This is a genomic window from Rhodococcus sp. LMD (assembly GCF_056108245.1).
The window spans coordinates 4,104,724-4,122,936 of sequence record NZ_CM148557.1; the positions used below are offsets into that span (position 1 = coordinate 4,104,724).

Below are 18,213 nucleotides of genomic sequence, written 5' to 3' on the forward strand. Positions count from 1 at the left end.
CGGGTGTGCCTAGCCGGCGACCTCCATCAGCGACAGGACGTTGCCGTGCGGGTCGCGGAACCATGCGACCCGCATGCCCTCGGGCGAGGTCCACGCGTCGTGGTCGTCCTGGTCCATTCCGTTGTAGCGGACGAACTCGACACCCTTGGCCCGCAGGGCGTCGACGGTCGCGTCCAGGTTCGGCACCCGCCACCCCAGCGCGGTGTAGCCGGTGTCGGAGCGGGACTGCACCAACGTCACCCGGACCGGTGCGCCACCGCCACCGTCGAGAATCAGCGTGAAATGGTCCCGGGACAGCTTCTCGAAACCGAGCGTGTCGACGTAGAACATCTCCGAGATGTCGAGGTCGGTACTGGGCAGGAAGCTCACGAGCTGACCGCTGATCGTCATGGGCTCCACTGTGCGCCTCGCCTCGCGGCCAGGCAAGGACGCGACAATCCGAGCGTGGCGGGCCCGGAGTACTAGCATCTGCGACATGAGCACCTCCGAGATCGCGACCGTCCTGGCCTGGCACGACGCCGTCAACTCCAACGACATCGAGACCCTGCTGGCGCTGTCGAGCGACGACATCGTGCTGCCCACCGGCGACGACGACGAGGACCAGGGCCTCGACGAGTTGCGCGAGTGGGCGACGACGGCGGGCGTGACGTTCCGGCCGGGCCGGATGTTCGTGCACGAGGGCATCGTCGTCGTCGAGGAGACCGCGACGTGGGCGGCCGATCCGGAGCACCCGCGTAGTGAAGCGATCGCGTTCCGCGTGGTGGGCGACCACGTGGTCTCGGTGTACCGGCACGACACGCTCGAGGAGGCGTTCGAGGCCACTCGCCTCAACGAGGGTGATCTGTACGAGGGATAGGGCACGCCGTGACCCTCGGCACACCCTAACGATCGCTAAGGTAGCCTCCTCGGGGAATGGTCCCAACGCACCCGAGTGAGGTTCGACGAGTGTCCGCTGAAGCTGTTGAGAAGAAGGGTCCGCTCGCGGGTATCCGCGTCGTCGAGTTCGCGGGTCTCGGTCCCGGCCCGCACGCCGCGACACTGCTCGCCGACCTCGGCGCCGACGTCGTCTGCGTGCAGCGTCCGGGTCTGATTCCGCCCGCCGGGCACCGCGACCAGATCCAGCGCGGCCGCCGCGTCGTCGAGGCCGACCTCAAGGATCCCGAGCAGGTCGAGAAGGTGCTCGGGCTGATCGAACGCGCCGACGTGCTCATCGAGGGCTTCCGCCCAGGGGTCACCGAGCGCATGGGCCTCGGCCCGGACGTCGCGCTGGCCCGCAATCCGCGCCTGGTGTACGGCCGGATGACCGGATGGGGGCAGGAGGGGCCGCTCGCCCACGCCGCCGGGCACGACATCAACTACATCTCGCTGACCGGTGTGCTGCACGCCGTCGGACGCAAGGGTGAGCGGCCGGTGCCGCCGCTGAACATGGTCGGTGACTTCGGCGGCGGCTCGATGTTCCTGATCTTCGGCATCCTCTCCGCCCTCGTCGAACGCCAGAGTTCCGGCAAGGGACAGGTCGTCGACGCCGCGATGGTCGACGGCGCGCTCGCGCTCTCGCACATGATGTGGGCGTTCCGCGGCCGCGGCGTGTGGTCGGACGAGCGCGGCGTGAACCTTCTCGACACCGGCGCACCGTTCTACGACGTGTACGAGACCGCCGACGGCAGGTACATGGCGGTGGGCTCGATCGAGCCGCAGTTCTACGCGCTGCTGCTGCAGGGTCTCGAGCTCGACCCGGCCGAGCTGCCGCAGCAGCTCGACACGTCGGCGTGGCCGCAGATGAAGAAGCTGTTCACGGAGAAGTTCCTGTCCAAGACTCGCGACGAGTGGGCCGCGATCTTCGACGGCACCGACGCGTGCGTCTCCCCCGTGCTCACGTTCGGCGAGGCCCCGGCCAACCCGCACATCGCGGCCCGCGGCTCGCTGATCGAGCTCGACGGCGTCACCCAGCACGCCCCGGCGCCCCGCTTCTCCCGCACCCCGGCCGGCGCCCCCACCCCCCCGGCCGGCGAGGCCACCGACATCGACTCCGTCTGGCGCTAGGCAGCGAAGCTGCCGGTGTGTCCTTTGGGCGGCCAGGGCCGCCCAAAGGACACACCGGCGCCGCAGGCGCCTACAGGAGATGCACGGCGCCCGTGTCCACGGCCTCGTGCAGGAACGCCGGGGACACGTCCGGGCGGCCGGCGCGGCCCCTGCCTGCGGTGAGCTCGTCCGCGAGGCGGCGCGCGACGTCGAGTACGAGCGGGCCGCCGTCGGGCAGGAACCGGTGCAGGCCCGCTCGTTCGCATCGCGCGGCGACGGAGGCCAGCAGGGTCACCGCCTCCTCGTGCCGTCCGGCCGCGGCCAGGCACGCCACCTCGAGTCGCTCCGCGCGCAACAGCCTCCGCTCCCGGCGGCTGCCGCGCAGCAGCTGCACCCACTCGCCGGCCCACCGGCACGCCAGTTCGGTGTTCTCCGGTGTGGGGTCGGCCAGCAGCAACCGGATGGCCGTGGTCTCCTCGAACTGCGCTGTCCAGGCCGCCGTGCCGTGGTCCGGTCGCGGACGCGTGCCGTAGGACACCGGTGGCGGCGGCGCCACCCCCGGCAACGGCCCGAGCCCGAGCCGGACCCGTTCGTTCTCCACGACAGCCGCCAGCCGCTCCAGGTCCATGACGGCGGCCGCGCGGCCACCGTCCGCCAGTCGCGACACCACCGCGTCGCGGTCGCCGCGCACGGCCTTGAGCCGCGCACCGACGACGTACCGCGAGATCTTGAAGTCCACGACCCCGCCCTCGGACCCGAGGGCGTAGCCGTCGTCGAGCAGCCGTTCGGCCTCGTCGAGTTCGCCTCGTTCGTAGAGCAGCTCGCCGAGGATCGACCCGGCCAGCATCGCCGCCGACGAGTGCCGGCCGGCGCCCCGGCGCGCCGCCCGCAGACCCGCCCGGAAGTGCTCCTCGGCGCCGGCGACGTCGAGCTGTTCGATCGCCGCGAGGCCCAGCAGGGCGCGGCCGTGCATGAGGTTGTAGGGCCCCTCGTTGAGGTCGTGATACGGCTGGGCCAGCTGTTGCAGCCGAACCACCTCGTCGTAGTCCGCGCGGTAGACCGCAGCGAACGTGGCGACGTTGAGCCCGGACGCGATCACCAGCGGCGGCAGCGTGTCGGCCCGGGCCAGGCAGTGCTCGACGAGATCGTCGGCGCGTTCCATGCGGTCGCACCGCAGGTCGACGACGCCGCGCACGACCTCCACCTCGACGGCGATGTCGGCCGCCTCCTCGGCGTCCGTGCCGGAGTCCGCGACCGCCGCCTCGACCACCTCCAGCGCGCGCAGCGCCGGTGCCGAGCGGTGCAGCAGGATGTTGGCCCACGCGATGGACAGTTGCAGGTGGATCCGGCCCGAGGCGGCCCGGCGCGGCAGCTTGGCGACGAGGCCGAGCAGGGTGGTCGCATGGCCGTGTTCGAGCAGCCGGCGCCCGTTCTCCTCGACGAGATCCGTCGCGCGGTCCTCGTCCCCCGCGGCGAGGGCATGGTCGACGGCCTCACCTACCATGGCATGGCTCTCGAACCATTCGGACGCGGTCCGGTGCAGGGCCGGGATGCGTTCGGGGTGTTCGCGTTCGAGCCGTTGCCGGAGGAATTCGGCGAACAGCGGCTGATACCGGAACCAGCGGCCGTCCTCGTCGATCCGGTGCAGGAACAGATCCCGCTCCTCGATGCTCTCGAGGAGCGCCTGGCCACGTTCGTGCCCGGTGAGGGCGGTGGCGAGGCTGCCGCAGATGCGTTCGGTGATCGAGGAGGCGAGCAGGAACTCGACGTCGGCCGGGGGCAGGGAGGCGAGCACGTTCTCGGCGAGGAACTCGCCGATCGCCCGGTGCCGGCCGGACAGATGTGAGATCAGCTCCTCCGGGTCGTCGCGCCCGCGCAGCGACATCGCCGCGAGCTGCAGGGCCGCCGCCCACCCGTCGGTCGCGGCGGTCAGGTCGGCGACCTCGTCGTCGTCGAGGTCGAGGCCGGCGAGGTCGACGAGGAACACGCGGGCCTCGTCCACGTCGAAACGCAGTTGCTCGTAGTCGATCTCGACGAGTTCGTCGCGCACCCGCATCCGGCTGGTGGGCAGGCCCGAGCGGGTGCGCCCGACGACGACGAGTTGCAGATGGTGGCAGGCGTTGTCCAGCAGGAACGCCATCGCGGCGACCGTCGCGGGATCCGTCACCCGATGCCAGTCGTCGATGATGACGACGAGTCGTTCACCGGCCTCGTGGATTTCGTCGACGAGCGAGGTGAGCACGTAGCGTTCCGCCTCGTCCCCGTGTTCGTCGAGCACCTGGCCGAGTTCGCGTGCGAGCGACGGCCGGACCTGCCGGATGGATTCGACGAGATGCGTCAGGAACCACACCACGTTGTTGTCGTCGTGGTCGACGTTGAGCCAGGCGACGGGCACGTCCTTCCCGGTGAGCACGTAGCGCCACTGCAGGGCCAGCATGGTCTTGCCGAATCCCGGTGGCGAGTGGATGGCGGTCAGTTTCCGTCGCTGGTCCGCGTCGAGGATCGACAGCAGGCGCCGGCGCGGCACCAGCCGGCGCGGCGTCGACGGCGGCCGGAACCGCGTGGCCGGAGCCGGCGGGGTGGTCGCGCGCACACCGGACCGGTAGGTGCCCCGTCGCTCCGCCACGGACGGCGACGGATGGTGACCGGACTCCGAACCCGGCTCGAGTTCCCCGGCTACGGGCAGTTCGTCGACCGGCAGCCCCTCGTCCGCCTGCACCTCGCGCAGCATCTCCCCGAACTCGGCGGCGCTCGCGGGCCGGGTCTGCGGGTCCACCGACATGGCGCGTTCGATCGCCGACGAGAGCGCATCCGGGATCCCCCGCTCCCGCAGGTCCGGAACGGGCTGGGTGGTCACCCGGACGAACTGCGCCACGACCCGCTCGCCGCTGCGCCGTTCGAACGCCGCGTGTCCGGTGAGCACGCAGAACAGCGTGGCGCCGAGACTGTAGACGTCCGAGGCCGGTGTGGGCGCACGTCCGCTGAGCACCTCGGGGGCGGTGAAGGCCGGCGACCCGGTCACCTCGCCCGTCGCCGTCTCGAAGCCGCCGCTCACGCGTGCGATGCCGAAATCCGTGAGCTGCGGCTCGCCGAACTCGGTGAGCAGGATGTTGCCCGGCTTGATGTCGCGGTGCAGGATGCCGGCGCGGTGGCCCGTTTCGAGGGCGCCGGCCAGCTTGATGCCGATGCGCAGCACCTCCGGCCACGGCACGGGGCCGGTACTGCGCAGTTGCGCGTCGAGCGAATCGCGCGAGTGGTACTGCATCACGAGGTACGGGCGTCCCGTTCGGGTGGTGCCGACCTGCATGACGTTGACGATGTTCGGGTGCCCGGACAGCCGGCCCATCGCGCGCTGCTCCCGCAGGAAGCGTTCGAGATTGTCGGGGTCCATGTGGGAGGTGAGGACCTTCACCGCGACCGGACGGTCGAGTGCGGTCTCGTAGCAGCGGTAGACGACCCCGAAACCGCCGCGCCCGATCTCACGCGCGTCGTCGAATCCGGCGTCGGCCAGCTCGGCGGCGAGGTCGACCCCGACGTCGCGTTGCGTCGCGTACGGATCGTGTTCGGCCACAGTAACTCTCGCATCCGTCCGATATGGCGACTCCCAGGCGGCCACCCGTTCGTACCCCTCGAGCATAACGCCGCGGACCCGTTCCCGGTCGGGGTCCGGCCACCCCCGAATCAGACCACGAGGTGTGGTTCGACGAGGTCCCGGCCGCGGGCCAGCGCGTCGTACGCCGAGGCCACGGACGCGACCGCCCGGCGCACCTCGTCGGCCTCGCGCGCATAGGGCAGCCGCAGGAACCGTTCGAAGGCGCCTTCCACCCCGAAGCGGGGTCCCGCGGCGAGGACCACACCGTGAGTGGGGGCGGTCGCCGCGAGCGCGGTCGACACCGGCGTGGGCATCCGCACCCACAGCGACATCCCGCCCGGTCCGACCGTGTACGTCCAGTCGGGCAGGAACTCGTCGAGCGCGCCGAGCATCGCCGCCCGCCGGCGGCGCAGCTGTCCGCGTCGCCGCTCGAGCAGGTCCTCGACGTCGCCGAGCAGGTGCGCCGCGGCGAGCTGCTCCATGACCGGCGTGCCGAGGTCGACGGCGGAGCGCGCCCCCACGAGCCGGGTGATCAGGGATCGGTCGGCGCGGATCCAGCCCACCCGGAGACCGCCCCAGAGGGACTTGCCGGTCGAGCCCACCGTCACGACGGAGCGGTCCGCGCCGTACGAGGCGACGGCGGGCGGCGGCGGGGTGTCCAGCCACAGGTCCACCATCGTCTCGTCCACGACGAGCGTCATGCGGGTCTCCTCCGCGATGCGGACGAGTTCGGCCCGGCCCGCCGCGCCCATGCACAGCCCGGTGGGACTGTGGAAGTCCGGGATCAGGAACGCCATTCGCGCCGCGGTCTGCCGGGCGGCGCTGCGCAGGCCCTCCAGGTCCCAGCCGTCGTCGGCGCCGCCCTCGGGCCGCACCGGCACGACGACCGGCCGCGCCCCGTGCCGCCGGATCGCCTCGAGCGCATTGGGATAGGTGGGATGGTCGACGATCACCCGGTCGCCGGCGTCGGTGAGCACGCCGAGCAGCAGGCGCAGCGCGTGCTGCGCGCCCGAGGTGACCATGATCTGGTCCGCCCCGGTCGGCAGCCCGCGGTCCCGGTAGCGCCGCGCGATCACCTCCCGCAGCAGGGCCAGGCCGATCGGTTCCATGCCGTGGGAGTCGAGGTAGGCGGGCACCGACCGCAGCGCGGCGGCGTAGGCCGACTCGATCTCGGCGGCGGGCGCCGGCATGGACGCGGAGCTGAGATCCACGGGCTCCGGCGCTTCCGCGGCGGCCGGGGCGGCGGAACGCGCCGGCGTGCCCCGTCGCCGCGGCGGCAGCGCGACGGTGCTGCGCGCACCCTGCCGGCTGCGCAGGTAGCCGGCCTCGCGCAGAGCCGTGTACGCGGACGTGATGGTGGTGCGGCTCAGCGCCAGGGCGGCGGCGAGCTCACGCTCGCTGGGCAGCGCCACGCCCAGGGGAACGCGACCGTCGTGCACCAGCAGCCGGATCCCGTCGGCGAGAGCCCGGTACGCGGGCCGCCGATCGGCGGTGTCCTGCCAGTTGCCGAGGTCGCGGGCCAGGGAACCGGCTCCGATCGCACGCGTGATCACCAGTCCAGTATCGCAGTCCAGTCGGCGAGGTGGTCACCTGTCCCCGGGCCAGTTCATACTGACGGCGTGACCACCCTCGGCTACACCCTGTTCGACACCGCCGTCGGCACGTGCGGGCTCGTGTGGTCCGCGGCCGGCGTCGTCGGCGTGCAACTGCCCGAGACCGCGCCCGAACCCACGCGCGACGCACTGCTCGGCCGGTTCCCGGCCGCGGTCGAGCGGCCCGTCCCGGCGGGGGTGCAGCCCGTGATCGACGCCGTCGCCGCGCATCTCGCGGGGGCGCCCGACGACCTGCGCCGGGTTCCGGTCGACTACCGGAACGTCTCCGAATTCGACACGGCGGTCTACGAGTTCGCCCGCACCGTCGCCCCCGGCGCGGTCGCAACCTACGGCGAGGTGGCGCGCCGGGTCGGCCGGCCGGCCGGCGCCCAGGCCGTCGGACAGGCGTTGGGACGCAACCCCGTTCCGCTGATCGTGCCGTGCCACCGGATCCTCGCCGCGGGCGGCGGGATCGGCGGCTTCTCCGCGCCCGGAAGCACCGTCACGAAGCGGGAGCTGCTCGCCCTCGAGCACGCCCCCGGCTTCGGCGATCCGACCCTGTTCTGACGCGGGGCCGCAGCGGGTTTCAGCTCAGGATGTCGCGGCGCACGATCGTCTGGTCGCGGCCCGGGCCGACACCGATGCACGACATCCGCGCACCCGAGAGTTCCTCGAGCCGCAGCACGTAGTTCCGGGCGTTCTCCGGCAGGTCCTCGAAGGTGCGGGCCTCGGAGATGTCCTCCCACCAGCCGGGCATCTCCTCGTAGATCGGCGTGGCGTGGTGGATGTCGGTCTGCGTCATCGGCATTTCGTCGACGCGGACCCCGTCCACCTCGTAGCCGACGCAGATCGGCACGGTCTCGAGGCTCGACAGGACGTCGAGCTTGGTGAGGAAGTAGTCGGTGATGCCGTTGACGCGGGTCGCGTAGCGGGCGATCACGGCGTCGAACCAGCCGCAGCGCCGGGCCCGGCCGGTGGTGACACCCACCTCGCCGCCGGTCTTGGCCAGGTAGGCGCCGTGCTCGTCGAACAGTTCCGTCGGGAAGGGACCCGACCCCACCCGGGTGGTGTAGGCCTTGAGAATGCCGAGCACCGTGCCGATCCGGTTGGGACCGATGCCCGATCCGACGGCCGCGCCGCCGGCGGTGGGGTTCGACGACGTCACGTACGGGTAGGTGCCGTGGTCGACGTCGAGCAGCGTGCCCTGCGATCCCTCGAGCAGTACCGTCTCGCCGGCCTCGAGGGCCTTGTTCAGGCGCAGCCGGGTGTCGGCGATGCGGTGCCTGAACCCTTCCGCCTGGCCGAGCACCTCGTCGACGACCTGCTGCGGGTCGAGGGCCTTGCGGTTGTAGATCTTCGACAGCACCTGGTTCTTGAACTCCAGGGCGGCCTCCACCTTGTGGGTGAGGATCTTCTCGTCGAGGACGTCGGCGACGCGGACGCCCACGCGGGCGATCTTGTCCTGGTAGCACGGGCCGATGCCCCGGCCGGTGGTGCCGATCTTCTTGGCGCCGAGGAAGCGTTCGGTGACCTTGTCGATGGCCACGTGGTACGGCATGATCAGGTGCGCGTCGGCGCTGAGCAGCAGGTTCGTGGTGTCGACCCCGCGGTTCTCGAGACCGGCGAGCTCGTCGAGCAGCACGCCCGGGTCCACGACCACGCCGTTACCGATGACGTTGGTGACGCCGGGAGTGAGGATGCCGGAAGGGATCAGGTGCAGCGCGAAGTTCTCCCCGTTCGGGAGGACGACGGTGTGGCCGGCGTTGTTGCCCCCCTGGTAGCGCACCACCCACTGCACCCGGCCACCGAGCAGATCGGTGGCCTTGCCCTTGCCCTCGTCGCCCCACTGGGCGCCGATCAGGACGATTGCCGGCATTTCGCTGTCTCCTAGGGTGTCGACGTGCGGGCGCCCTCCGCCTGCAGGGTTCTGCCGTCACAGAACAGAAGCCGGGGGGACAGTCTAGCGGACCACACGTGCGGCACCGCCCCCGGCGTCCGCGGGCCGCCGTCCCGACTGTGACGGGTGCCGACGATCCACCCGACTCACCGTGCCGCGTTCGAGCGTCCGGCGGTGAGGCGAGTCGTGACTAGAGTGAGTGGAGCATCGTCGCCCGCGAGAGGAGTGCTCTTGACCCCCGTTGTGCTCAAGTGCGGTGATGCCCCACTGCCGTTGACACTGACATCCCTGACCACGTTGACCGCCCCGGCTCTGCCCGGCAAGGACGACTTCGAGGACGTGTTCGCGCATCTCGAGTCGGTCGAGGACCCCCGGCTCGTGGTGGTGGGCGGGGACGCCGCCTTCGCCGCGACGCTGACCCGGATGATGCGCACCGAGCGGCTCGGCATCGAACTGGCCTACGTGCCGGAGCGACGCACCCCGGCCGCCGAGGCGTACGGACTGCGGTTCGGATCGAAGGCCGCGACCGTCGCACTGCAGGGCACGGCACGGCCGGTGCCGCTCATCCGCGACGACGCCGGCATCGCCCTCGTCGGGCGTGCCCTCGTCGAGGGCGAGGTCGGTGAGCTGGTGGGCGAGGCGTACGTCGACGACACCCGGCTGTTCAGCGGGATGACCCCGGGTGTGCGGATCGAGCCGACCGTCGACATGCCGGGACTGCGGGCGGCGATCGATCGGCCGCGCTGGTTCGGCGGCTACCGCTGGGTGACCGGCCGTGCCGTGCAGCTCGGCTCACCCGGCGCCGTGCTCACCCGCGACGGGGTCGCCAATCCGCGGGCGGTCAAGCGCTCCACCTTCTACCGGCACGAGCACAAGTGGAAGCTGGTGCGCTGAGCGGGCTGCCGTCGCGGTACGAAAGCCGTTCCGGCTGAGCGCTTGTCGTGATTTCCTCCGCCCCCGCCGGACACCCGCACACCGGATTCCGCCGCGGGCGGGGTCCGCGGGCGCAGCCCTCACCGGCGTCACGCATTGCACCGGGCGAGGGCCTCGCCGGCGGCGCGCAGTGCGGCCCGCAACGACTCCGGGGCCACGACCTCGACCCCGCCGCCGAGGGCGAGGAGCTGGTCGAGCGCCACCTCCTCGGACTCGAGCAACAGGTCCACCCGCACCCACCCGTCCGCGTCCGGCGGTCCCGGTTCCACGTCGGCGGCGTCGGTGCCCACCACGCGGGGCAGGCGCCGCCACGCGGCCGGGCCGAGACGGAGTGTGCAGGCGAACCTGCGCAGCGCACGATCGAACTCCGCCGCGGACGCCGCCCAGTAGGCGGGCAGGTCGAATCCGTCGGGCCGTCGGGCCGGGGCGTCGAGGACGGCGGCGGACGCGATGCGCCCGACCCGGTAGGTCCGGACGTGACCGCGGTGCGCGGCGACGAGGTACCAGACCCCGGCCTTGGCGACGAGCCCGAGCGGGTCGAGGGTGCGCGCCACGGTCCGGTCGCCGCGCCGGTAGCGGATGTTCAGGCGGCGCTCGTCGAACACGGCGGACGCGACGGCCGGCAGGTGCGTGTTGTCCCCCGGTGCGGCGAACCAGCCGGGGACGTCGACGTGGACCCGGTCGCGCCAGGCCTGGGCGGCGCTGCGCAGGGCGACCGGCATGGACCCGAGCAGCTTGCCGCGGGCCGCATCGAGTTCCACACCGAGGTCGGCGGCGAGGGTGGGCACCCCCAGCAGCATCAGCGCGGCACTCTCGTCGCTGGTGAGCCCGCTGAGCCGGGACTGCCACCCGTCGAGCAGGCGGATGCCGCCGCCCGGTCCGCTCTCCGTCCACACCGGGACCCCCGCGGCGGACAGGGCACCGACGTCGCGGTACACGGTGCGCACCGAGACGCCGAGATCGTCCGCGAGCCGCTGCGCGGTCAGGCCCGCGGTGCCCTGCAGACGCAGCATCATCGCGAGCAGGCGTGCCGATCGCATGACCGCAGCCTACGCAAAAATCACTGACACTCGATGTCAGTGATATCGGCGCATCCTGACCTCATGAGTCCATGGAAAGAGTTCTCCGAGCAGGCACCGGATCTGGCACAGGCGATCGCCGCACGACTACAGGCGCACAAGCATCACGTCCTGGCGACGCTGCGGCGGGACGGTTCACCGCGCGTCAGCGGGACGGAGGTGGAGATCGTCGACGGCCGACTGGTGCTCGGGTCGATGCCCGGCGCGAGGAAAGCCCGCGACCTGCAGCGCGATCCGCGCTACGCCCTGCATTCCAATCCCGGGCACCACTCGATGACGGGCGGCGACGCGAAGGTCCGCGGCCGGGCCCGGGAACTGCACGACGACGTGAAGGCGGCCGTGCTCGCCGCCTACCCGGAGGAGGTGCCGCCGGGGCCGATGCACCTGTTCGAACTCGACCTGGCCGAGGCCGTGCTCACCACGGTCGACGAGGAACACCTGTACGTGGATCTGTGGCGGCCCGGGGCCGCCGTCGAGCGTTTCGTCCGCTGACCGGGCCCGCCGCGCGGCCCGGCACGGAGAGGTTCGGCACGGAGAGTTCGGCGCCCCGGGCTGTCGAGTTCAACCCGGGGCGCCTTGGCCGGCCCGCATCCGGACTACGGAACAGCCCCGACCGTTGTGCCCCCTGCGGCGCGGTCGAAACCTCCGGACCCGAAATCGCTCCCCGCGACGCCCGAGCGGGCGAGGTGTGGACTCCCCGCCGAACGGGTAGCCGCCCCTCGGAGCCGGCCGCTCCGCGTGCGTGGCCGGTCGTTTGTCACGGGGAGGGTGAGACATGATCCGAGTGGCCTCGGTGCCCGCGTCGCACGTCTACGTCCGGCATCTGACCGGACCGCACGGGGACGACGAGGTGGTGCGGCTTGCCGATCCGGTGCCCGCCGACGGACGCAAGGTACCGGGCGGATGGTGGCCGCCGCTGATGCTCGAGCCGGGATGGATCGCCGCCAACCACACCGAGTTCGACGTGTTCCACATCCACTTCGGCTTCGACGCGATCGAACCGGAGGCCCTGCAGGACGTGGTCGCGGAACTCGCCGACCACGACATCCCGCTCGTCTACACCGTGCACGACCTGCGCAACCCGCACCACCCCACGTCGGGCACCCACCACAAGCAGCTCGACGTCCTGATCCCCGCCGCCACCGAACTGATCACCCTCACCGAGGGCGCCGCCGGACGGATCGAGACGATGTGGGGCCGCACCCCCACCGTCCTGCCCCACCCACACGTCGTCGAACAGCCCTGGTTCGCGCGCGCGAACCGGTCCCCGGACGAGCCGTTCGTCGTCGGGGTGCACGCGAAGAGCCTGCGCGCCAACATGGACGTCTTCCCCGTCCTCGACGTCCTCTCCCACACCGTCCGTGACCTGCCGGGCGCGCAGTTGCGGATCAACGTCCACGACGAGATCTTCGATCCGGACAACCACTGGTACGCCCCCGAGGCCGGGGCGAAGATCCTCGCCTTCGGGGACCGGCCGGGCGTCGACGTGCGTGTGCACAAGTACTTCTCCGACGACGAGCTGTGGGAGTACCTGTCCTCGCTGTCTGTGTCCGTCCTGCCCTACCGGTTCGGCACCCATTCCGGCTGGCTCGAGGCCTGCCACGACCTCGGTACGGCGGTGATCGCCCCGAGTTGCGGGTTCTACCACCAGCAACGGCCCTGCCAGGTGTTCACATACGACGAGCAGACCTTCGACCCGGATTCCCTGGCCGATTCGGTGCGCGCGCTGTACCACAGCGGTCGGCGGCCCCACAGCGACTGGGCGCAGCGCATGTTCGAACGCCGCTTCCTGTCCCATGCGCACCACGCGATCTACGAACGGGCACTGTCGTGACGGGTCGCCCACTGCGTATCGCCCTCATCGCGTCCCACCGATTTCCCGTCGCGCAGCCCTTCGCCGGGGGACTCGAGGCACACGTGTGGCACCTGACCCGCGCGCTCGGCGCCGACGGACACCGGGTGACGCTGTTCGCCGCCGCGGGTTCCGACGTCACGCTGCCCGCCTCGTTCCTCGAGGTGCGCACCTTCACGCCCAGCCCCGCCGCCCGCAGCGACGTGTCGATGCCGCCGGAAGCGTTCCTCGACGCCCACCACGCCTACCTGTCCCTGCTGCTGGAACTGGCCGGCCCGCTCGCCGACTCGTTCGACGTGATCCACAACCACAGCGTCCACTACCTGCCGCCGGCGATGGCCGCGACGCTGCGGACCCCGATGCTGACCACCCTGCACACCCCGCCGACGCCGTGGCTCGAGTCGGCGCTCGCCGTCCCCGGCGGCGGCTCGGCGCACTACGCGGCCGTCAGCAGATACACCGCGGCGACCTGGGCGCATGCGGTCGCCTCGCAGATCACCGTCGTCCCGAACGGCGTCGACCTCGGGGCGTGGCCGCTCGGCCCGGGCGGGCCGTCGCTGATCTGGTTCGGACGACTGGTCCCCGAGAAGGGTGCCCACCTGGCGATCGAGGCGGCCCGGCGGGCGGGAACGTCCCTGCGGCTGGCCGGTCCGGTCAGCGACGAGGACTACTTCACCCGGCACATCGCCCCGCGTCTGGGCGACGGCGTCACGTATCTCGGTCATCTGCCGCAGCGGGAACTCGCGGCCGCGGTCGGCCGGTCGGCCGCGACCCTGGTGACGCCGCAGTGGAACGAGCCGTACGGCCTCGTCGTGGCCGAGTCCCTGGCATGCGGCACGCCCGTGGTCGCGTTCGCGCGCGGCGGCATCCCCGAGGTACTCGACCGGGGCAGCGGCTGCCTCGTCGCCCCCGACGACGTGGAGGCGCTGGCGGCCACCGTGCCTCGGGCCGTCCGATTGTCCCGGCTCGACGCCCGCCGCCGCGCCGAGACGTTCTGTTCCGAACGCACCATGGTGGACTCCTACCTCGCCCTGTACCGCCGCCTGTGTGCGGCCGGCTCCGTCGTCCGGCAGCGCCCGGCATGATCGGCTACTACATCCATCACCACGGACACGGGCACCGCACCCGGGCGGCCTCGATCTGCGCCCGCACGAGCGAACCCGTGACGGCCCTGTGCTCGGCGCCGTTGGGGCGCTTCGCCGACGTCTTCGCCGATGTCGTCGAACTGCCCCGCGACGACGAGTCCGTCGACACCGCGGAGGATCCCACCGCCGGCGGGTTGCTGCACTGGGTCCCCCGGCACGACCGCGGCCTACGCGAGCGGATGGCGGCGCTGGCGTCCTGGGTCGCCACGGCCCGGCCCCGGCTGCTGGTGGTCGACGTGTCGGTCGAGGTCGCGGTGTTCGCCCGGTTGCTGGGCGTCCCCGTCGTGGTCGTGGCCATGCCGGGCGAGCGCACCGACACCCCGCACGGGCTGGGTTACCGCGCGGCCGAGCACATCGTCGCGCCGTGGCCGCGGGAGGTGTACGAGCCGGCGTATCTACGTCCGTACGCGGACAAGACCACCTATGTCGGCGGCATCAGCCGGTTCGACGGCCGGCCCGTCGCCGGCCCCGCCCCCGGCGGCCGGCCCCGGGTCCTGGTCCTGAGCGGCAGCGGCGGCTCGTCCCTGTCGGCCGAGCGCCTGCACGAGCTGGCCGAGCGTCATCCCGGCTACGCGTGGGACGGTGTCGGCGTGCCGGGCGGTCCGTGGGTGGATGATCCGTGGTCCGACCTGAGCCGGGCCGACGTCGTCGTCGGTCACGCCGGGCAGAACTCCATCGCCGACATCGCCGCGGCACGGCGGCCGGCGATCGTCGTCGCCGAACCCCGGCCGTACGACGAGCAGTGCGCCACCGCCGACGCGCTGGGCCGAGCCGGCCTGGCGGTGACCCTGCCGGCCTGGCCGCATCCGGACGACTGGCCGAAACTGCTGCGCCGGGCCCTGCGGCTCGATCCCGCACAGTGGTCCCGGTGGCGCACCGAGGGGGCTGCCGGGCGCGCCGCCGCGGTGCTCGACGAGGTCGCCGCGAAGGTGGCACCACGATGAGAACGACCGTGATCACTCTCGTCGCCGGCCGGCACGCGCACCTGCGGCTGCAGCTGCGCGGCCTGACGCGCAGCGCACGGACTCCGGACGATCACGTGGTGGTGTCGATGGGCGACCCGGCCGTCGCACCGCTGATCGAAGCGGAGGGCTACCCGGCTCATACGGTGACCCTGCCGGCGGGCGGACCGTTGTCACTGTCCACCGCGCGCAATGTGGGCGCCGAGTGTGCCTTGGCGCGCGGCGCCGAGCTGCTGGTGTTCCTCGATGTCGACTGCATTCCCTCCGCGGGCCTCCTCGGGTTGTACGAGCGGGCCGCGAGCGATCCGCGGCACGGCAGCGCCCTGCTGTGCGGTCCGGTGACGTATCTGCCGCCGCCGGGGCCGCGCGGATACGACCTGGGCCGCCTCGAGCGGAGCGTGAACCCGCATCCGGCACGGCCGAACCCCCCGGCCGGCACGATCCGCACCGGCGACGAGTACGACCTGTTCTGGTCGCTGTCGTTCGCGGCGACCCGCGAGACGTGGACGGCCGTCGGGGGCTTCTGCACGGACTACGTCGGGTACGGCGGCGAGGACACCGACTTCGCCCAGCGCGCCGCGCACGCCGGGGTGGGGTTGCGCTGGGTCGGCGGCGCGCATGCCTTCCATCAGCACCACCCGGTCTCCGACCCGCCGGTCGAGCATCTGCACGAGATCCTCCACAACGCCGCTGTCTTCCACCGGCGCTGGGGGCGCTGGCCGATGACCGGGTGGCTGACCCGATTCGCCGAGGCGGGTCTGGCCCGGTACGACGCGGCCGCGGACCGGTGGGTCGCCACCGCGGCGCATGCGGGGCGCGGACGTGGCCGATGTTTGGACCGGGACGCGCGGGGCAACTCGGTCGGGACGTGAACGTCCCCTGTCTCGACCGAACGGAGCATCGCAGTGTTCGACAAGAATCCGCCGGTTCCCGGCTCGCCCGCCGGTTTCGAGGTTCCGGTCGAGGAACCCACGGCCCCGACGGACCCGCCTCCGGCCAAACCCGACCAGCGTGAGCCCGTCCCGGTCACTGCCACCGGCACACCCGAGGCCCTGCCCGACGGTGCGCGCGGTCCCCAGGGCCGCTTCCTCACCACCGCCCAGGGTGCACGGCTGACCGACACCGACCATTCCCTCAAGGCGGGTCGCCGCGGTCCGACGCTCTTGCAGGACCACCACTTCCGCGAGAAGATCACCCATTTCGATCACGAGCGCATTCCCGAGCGGGCGGTGCACGCCCGGGGCGCCGCGGCGCACGGCGTCTTCCGGGCCAACGGCGCCGCCTCGAAGATCACCCGCGCCGGATTCCTGCAGAAGGGCAGCGAGACGCGCGTCTTCGTCCGCTTCTCGACGGTGCTCGGTTCGCGTGGTTCCGCCGACACCGTCCGCGACACCCGTGGTTTCGCGACGAAGTTCTACACCGACGAGGGAACGTTCGACTTGGTGGGGAACAACATTCCGGTGTTCTTCATCCAGGACGCGATCAAGTTCCCGGACATCGTCCATGCCGCCAAGCCGCACCCGGACCGCGAGATCCCGCAGGCCCAGAGCGCACACGACACGTTCTGGGACTTCGTCTCGCTGCACACCGAGGCCACCGCGCACACCCTGTGGAACATGTCGGACCGGGGCATTCCGCGCTCCTACCGGATGATGGAGGGCTTCGGCGTCCACACCTTCCGTCTCGTCAACGCCGATGGCGAGACGTCGCTGGTGAAGTTCCACTGGAAGCCGCGCCTGGGTGTGCACTCGCTGGTGTGGGAGGAGGCGCAGCTGCTCGGCGGCATCGACCCGGACTTCCACCGCCGCGACCTCGCCGACGCCATCGAATCCGGCGCCTACCCCGAATGGGATCTGGGCGTGCAGGTCTTCCCCGACACCCCGGAGCAGACCTTCGAGGGCATCGACCTTCTCGACCCCACCAAGATCGTCCCCGAGGAGCTCGCCCCGGTGCAGGTGATCGGGACGATGCAGCTCAACGCCAACCCGACGAACTTCTTCGCCGAGACCGAGCAGGTCGCCTTCCATCCCGGCCACCTCGTCCCCGGCATCGACGTCACCGACGATCCGCTGCTCCAGGGTCGGCTGTTCTCCTACCTCGACACCCAGCTCAGCCGGCTCGGCGGACCGAACTTCGGCCAGTTGCCGATCAACCGGCCGCACGCCCCCGTCAACGACATGCTGCGCGACGGCATGCACCAGACCGGCATCCATCCGGGCGCGGCTCCCTACCGGCCCAACTCGCTCGGAGCGGGATGCCCGTTCCTCGCGGGCGTCGAGGACGCCGCGTTCATCGACGTGCCGGCGCCGATCGCCGCGGGTGTCAAGGAACGCGAGGCGCCGAGCACGTTCGACGATCACTTCTCGCAGGCCCGGCTGTTCTACCGGAGCCTGTCGGAGATCGAGAAGAAGCACGTGGCGAACGCGTACACGTTCGAGCTCGGGAAGTGCTTCGAGCAGGCGATCAAGGAACGGCAGCTGCAGGTGCTCGCGAACATCGACGCGGAGCTGTGCGCCACCGTCGCGGCGGGTCTCGGCCTGCCGGCACCGGAGCCGACGGTGTCGACGGACGGTGAGCCGCTGCGCAGCGAGGCCCTGTCCCAGGTCGGTGCGACGTGGCCGGTCGAGGGGCGGATGATCGGCATCGTCGCGGACGACAGCGCCGACGTCGCCGAGGTCGCCAAGGCCGTGGCGGCGGTGGCCGCGGCGAAGGCCGTGCCGCTGGTGATCGGTCCGCACGGCGGCAAGCTCGACGGCGGCCGCAAGGAGGTGCCGATCTCGCGCACCTTCGACACGGCGCGGTCCGTCGAGTACGACGCCCTGCTGCTCGCGAGCGCCCCGGCCGATCCGCGGGTACGCATTCTGGTCGACGAGACGTTCCGGCACTGCAAGGCGATCGGCACGTGGGGCACGGGCACCGAAGCGCTCGAGCACGCAGCCGTCCATACCGAGGCCCCCGGAGTGGTCACCGCCGACGATCCGGAAGCGGTGGTGACCGGAATCGTCGAACTGCTCGGCGCCCACCGTGTGTGGGAGCGGTCCCAGGCCTGACCCGCCCCCTGCTGCTGCTGCTACGGCGGTGCGGCGGTGGTGCGGCGGTGGTGGTGGCCGAATGTCACATCGCGTCGATCGAATCGACC

At 71.8% G+C, this 18,213-nt stretch carries 15 protein-coding genes; 10 read left to right on the forward strand and 5 right to left on the reverse strand.

Features of this window, described 5'->3' with window-relative positions; genetic code table 11:
• Positions 1 to 9: 9 nt before the first annotated feature.
• Positions 10 to 390 (reverse strand): VOC family protein, encoded by a 381-nt coding sequence (locus ACWPQI_RS18790; protein ID WP_010593174.1) that lies wholly within the window; start codon positions 388 to 390, stop codon positions 10 to 12.
• 85 nt (positions 391 to 475) lie between these two features.
• On the opposite strand from ACWPQI_RS18790, the gene ACWPQI_RS18795 reads away from it, so the two are divergent.
• Both ACWPQI_RS18795 and ACWPQI_RS18800 read left to right on the forward strand, forming a co-directional pair.
• Entirely contained in the window at positions 476 to 856 is a 381-nt protein-coding gene (locus ACWPQI_RS18795; RefSeq protein ID WP_006945477.1) for a nuclear transport factor 2 family protein, read from the forward strand.
• 89 nt (positions 857 to 945) lie between these two features.
• The gene (locus ACWPQI_RS18800) at positions 946 to 2,043 is read left to right on the forward strand and encodes a CaiB/BaiF CoA transferase family protein (RefSeq protein ID WP_010593175.1); all 1,098 of its coding nucleotides are present in this window, start codon (positions 946 to 948) and stop codon (positions 2,041 to 2,043) included.
• A gap of 70 nt (positions 2,044 to 2,113) precedes the next feature.
• Here ACWPQI_RS18800 and ACWPQI_RS18805 read toward each other — a convergent pair whose 3' ends face one another.
• Positions 2,114 to 5,593, reverse strand: coding sequence for a protein kinase domain-containing protein (locus ACWPQI_RS18805; RefSeq protein ID WP_474738430.1), 3,480 nt, complete (start codon positions 5,591 to 5,593; stop codon positions 2,114 to 2,116).
• 110 nt (positions 5,594 to 5,703) lie between these two features.
• The gene (gene yczR / locus ACWPQI_RS18810) at positions 5,704 to 7,167 is read right to left on the reverse strand and encodes a MocR-like transcription factor YczR (RefSeq protein WP_017680711.1); all 1,464 of its coding nucleotides are present in this window, start codon (positions 7,165 to 7,167) and stop codon (positions 5,704 to 5,706) included.
• Between the two features lie 66 nt (positions 7,168 to 7,233).
• Between yczR and ACWPQI_RS18815 the strand changes: the two genes are divergently transcribed.
• On the forward strand, positions 7,234 to 7,773 hold the full coding sequence (locus ACWPQI_RS18815; protein ID WP_474738431.1) for a methylated-DNA--[protein]-cysteine S-methyltransferase: 540 nt from the start codon (positions 7,234 to 7,236) through the stop codon (positions 7,771 to 7,773).
• 19 nt (positions 7,774 to 7,792) lie between these two features.
• Here the strand turns inward: ACWPQI_RS18815 and ACWPQI_RS18820 are convergent, their stop codons facing one another.
• Positions 7,793 to 9,082 carry an adenylosuccinate synthase gene (locus ACWPQI_RS18820; protein WP_010593181.1) on the reverse strand — a complete coding sequence of 430 codons (1,290 nt, stop codon included), beginning with the start codon at positions 9,080 to 9,082 and terminating at the stop codon, positions 7,793 to 7,795.
• 264 nt (positions 9,083 to 9,346) lie between these two features.
• On the opposite strand from ACWPQI_RS18820, the gene ACWPQI_RS18825 reads away from it, so the two are divergent.
• The gene (locus ACWPQI_RS18825; protein WP_010593182.1) at positions 9,347 to 9,997 is read left to right on the forward strand and encodes a hypothetical protein; all 651 of its coding nucleotides are present in this window, start codon (positions 9,347 to 9,349) and stop codon (positions 9,995 to 9,997) included.
• Between the two features lie 128 nt (positions 9,998 to 10,125).
• On the opposite strand, the gene ACWPQI_RS18830 is transcribed toward ACWPQI_RS18825, so the two are convergent.
• Positions 10,126 to 11,076, reverse strand: coding sequence for a helix-turn-helix transcriptional regulator (locus ACWPQI_RS18830; RefSeq protein ID WP_017680713.1), 951 nt, complete (start codon positions 11,074 to 11,076; stop codon positions 10,126 to 10,128).
• A 63-nt stretch (positions 11,077 to 11,139) separates the two neighbouring features.
• On the opposite strand from ACWPQI_RS18830, the gene ACWPQI_RS18835 reads away from it, so the two are divergent.
• The 6 genes from ACWPQI_RS18835 (at position 11,140) to ACWPQI_RS18860 (ending at position 18,124) form a co-directional block, all read left to right on the forward strand.
• On the forward strand, positions 11,140 to 11,607 hold the full coding sequence (locus ACWPQI_RS18835; RefSeq protein ID WP_010593184.1) for a pyridoxamine 5'-phosphate oxidase family protein: 468 nt from the start codon (positions 11,140 to 11,142) through the stop codon (positions 11,605 to 11,607).
• 283 nt (positions 11,608 to 11,890) lie between these two features.
• Positions 11,891 to 12,949: a glycosyltransferase family protein gene (locus ACWPQI_RS18840; protein WP_040270668.1), complete on the forward strand. Its 1,059-nt coding sequence runs from the start codon at positions 11,891 to 11,893 to the stop codon at positions 12,947 to 12,949.
• Positions 12,946 to 14,052 (forward strand): glycosyltransferase family 4 protein, encoded by a 1,107-nt coding sequence (locus tag ACWPQI_RS18845; RefSeq protein ID WP_010593186.1) that lies wholly within the window; start codon positions 12,946 to 12,948, stop codon positions 14,050 to 14,052. Before ACWPQI_RS18840 ends, ACWPQI_RS18845 begins: the two co-directional genes overlap by 4 nt.
• A complete protein-coding gene (locus tag ACWPQI_RS18850; protein ID WP_029539929.1) occupies positions 14,049 to 15,056 on the forward strand; it encodes a glycosyltransferase in 1,008 nt (335 codons plus the stop codon). Before ACWPQI_RS18845 ends, ACWPQI_RS18850 begins: the two co-directional genes overlap by 4 nt.
• Positions 15,053 to 15,946 (forward strand): glycosyltransferase family 2 protein, encoded by an 894-nt coding sequence (locus ACWPQI_RS18855; RefSeq protein ID WP_474738432.1) that lies wholly within the window; start codon positions 15,053 to 15,055, stop codon positions 15,944 to 15,946. Before ACWPQI_RS18850 ends, ACWPQI_RS18855 begins: the two co-directional genes overlap by 4 nt.
• A gap of 33 nt (positions 15,947 to 15,979) precedes the next feature.
• Positions 15,980 to 18,124, forward strand: a complete 2,145-nt coding sequence (locus ACWPQI_RS18860) for a catalase (protein ID WP_474738433.1) — start codon at positions 15,980 to 15,982, stop codon at positions 18,122 to 18,124.
• Positions 18,125 to 18,213 lie beyond the last annotated feature (89 nt).

Coding starts and splice junctions, on each gene's coding strand:
- ACWPQI_RS18790 (WP_010593174.1), bottom strand. CDS start 390: ATGACGATCAGCGGTCAGCTCGTGAGCTTCCTGCCCAGTACCGACCTC.
- ACWPQI_RS18795 (WP_006945477.1), top strand. CDS start 476: ATGAGCACCTCCGAGATCGCGACCGTCCTGGCCTGGCACGACGCCGTC.
- ACWPQI_RS18820 (WP_010593181.1), bottom strand. CDS start 9,082: ATGCCGGCAATCGTCCTGATCGGCGCCCAGTGGGGCGACGAGGGCAAG.
- ACWPQI_RS18830 (WP_017680713.1), bottom strand. CDS start 11,076: ATGCGATCGGCACGCCTGCTCGCGATGATGCTGCGTCTGCAGGGCACC.
- ACWPQI_RS18835 (WP_010593184.1), top strand. CDS start 11,140: ATGAGTCCATGGAAAGAGTTCTCCGAGCAGGCACCGGATCTGGCACAG.
- ACWPQI_RS18840 (WP_040270668.1), top strand. CDS start 11,891: ATGATCCGAGTGGCCTCGGTGCCCGCGTCGCACGTCTACGTCCGGCAT.
- ACWPQI_RS18850 (WP_029539929.1), top strand. CDS start 14,049: ATGATCGGCTACTACATCCATCACCACGGACACGGGCACCGCACCCGG.
- ACWPQI_RS18855 (WP_474738432.1), top strand. CDS start 15,053: ATGAGAACGACCGTGATCACTCTCGTCGCCGGCCGGCACGCGCACCTG.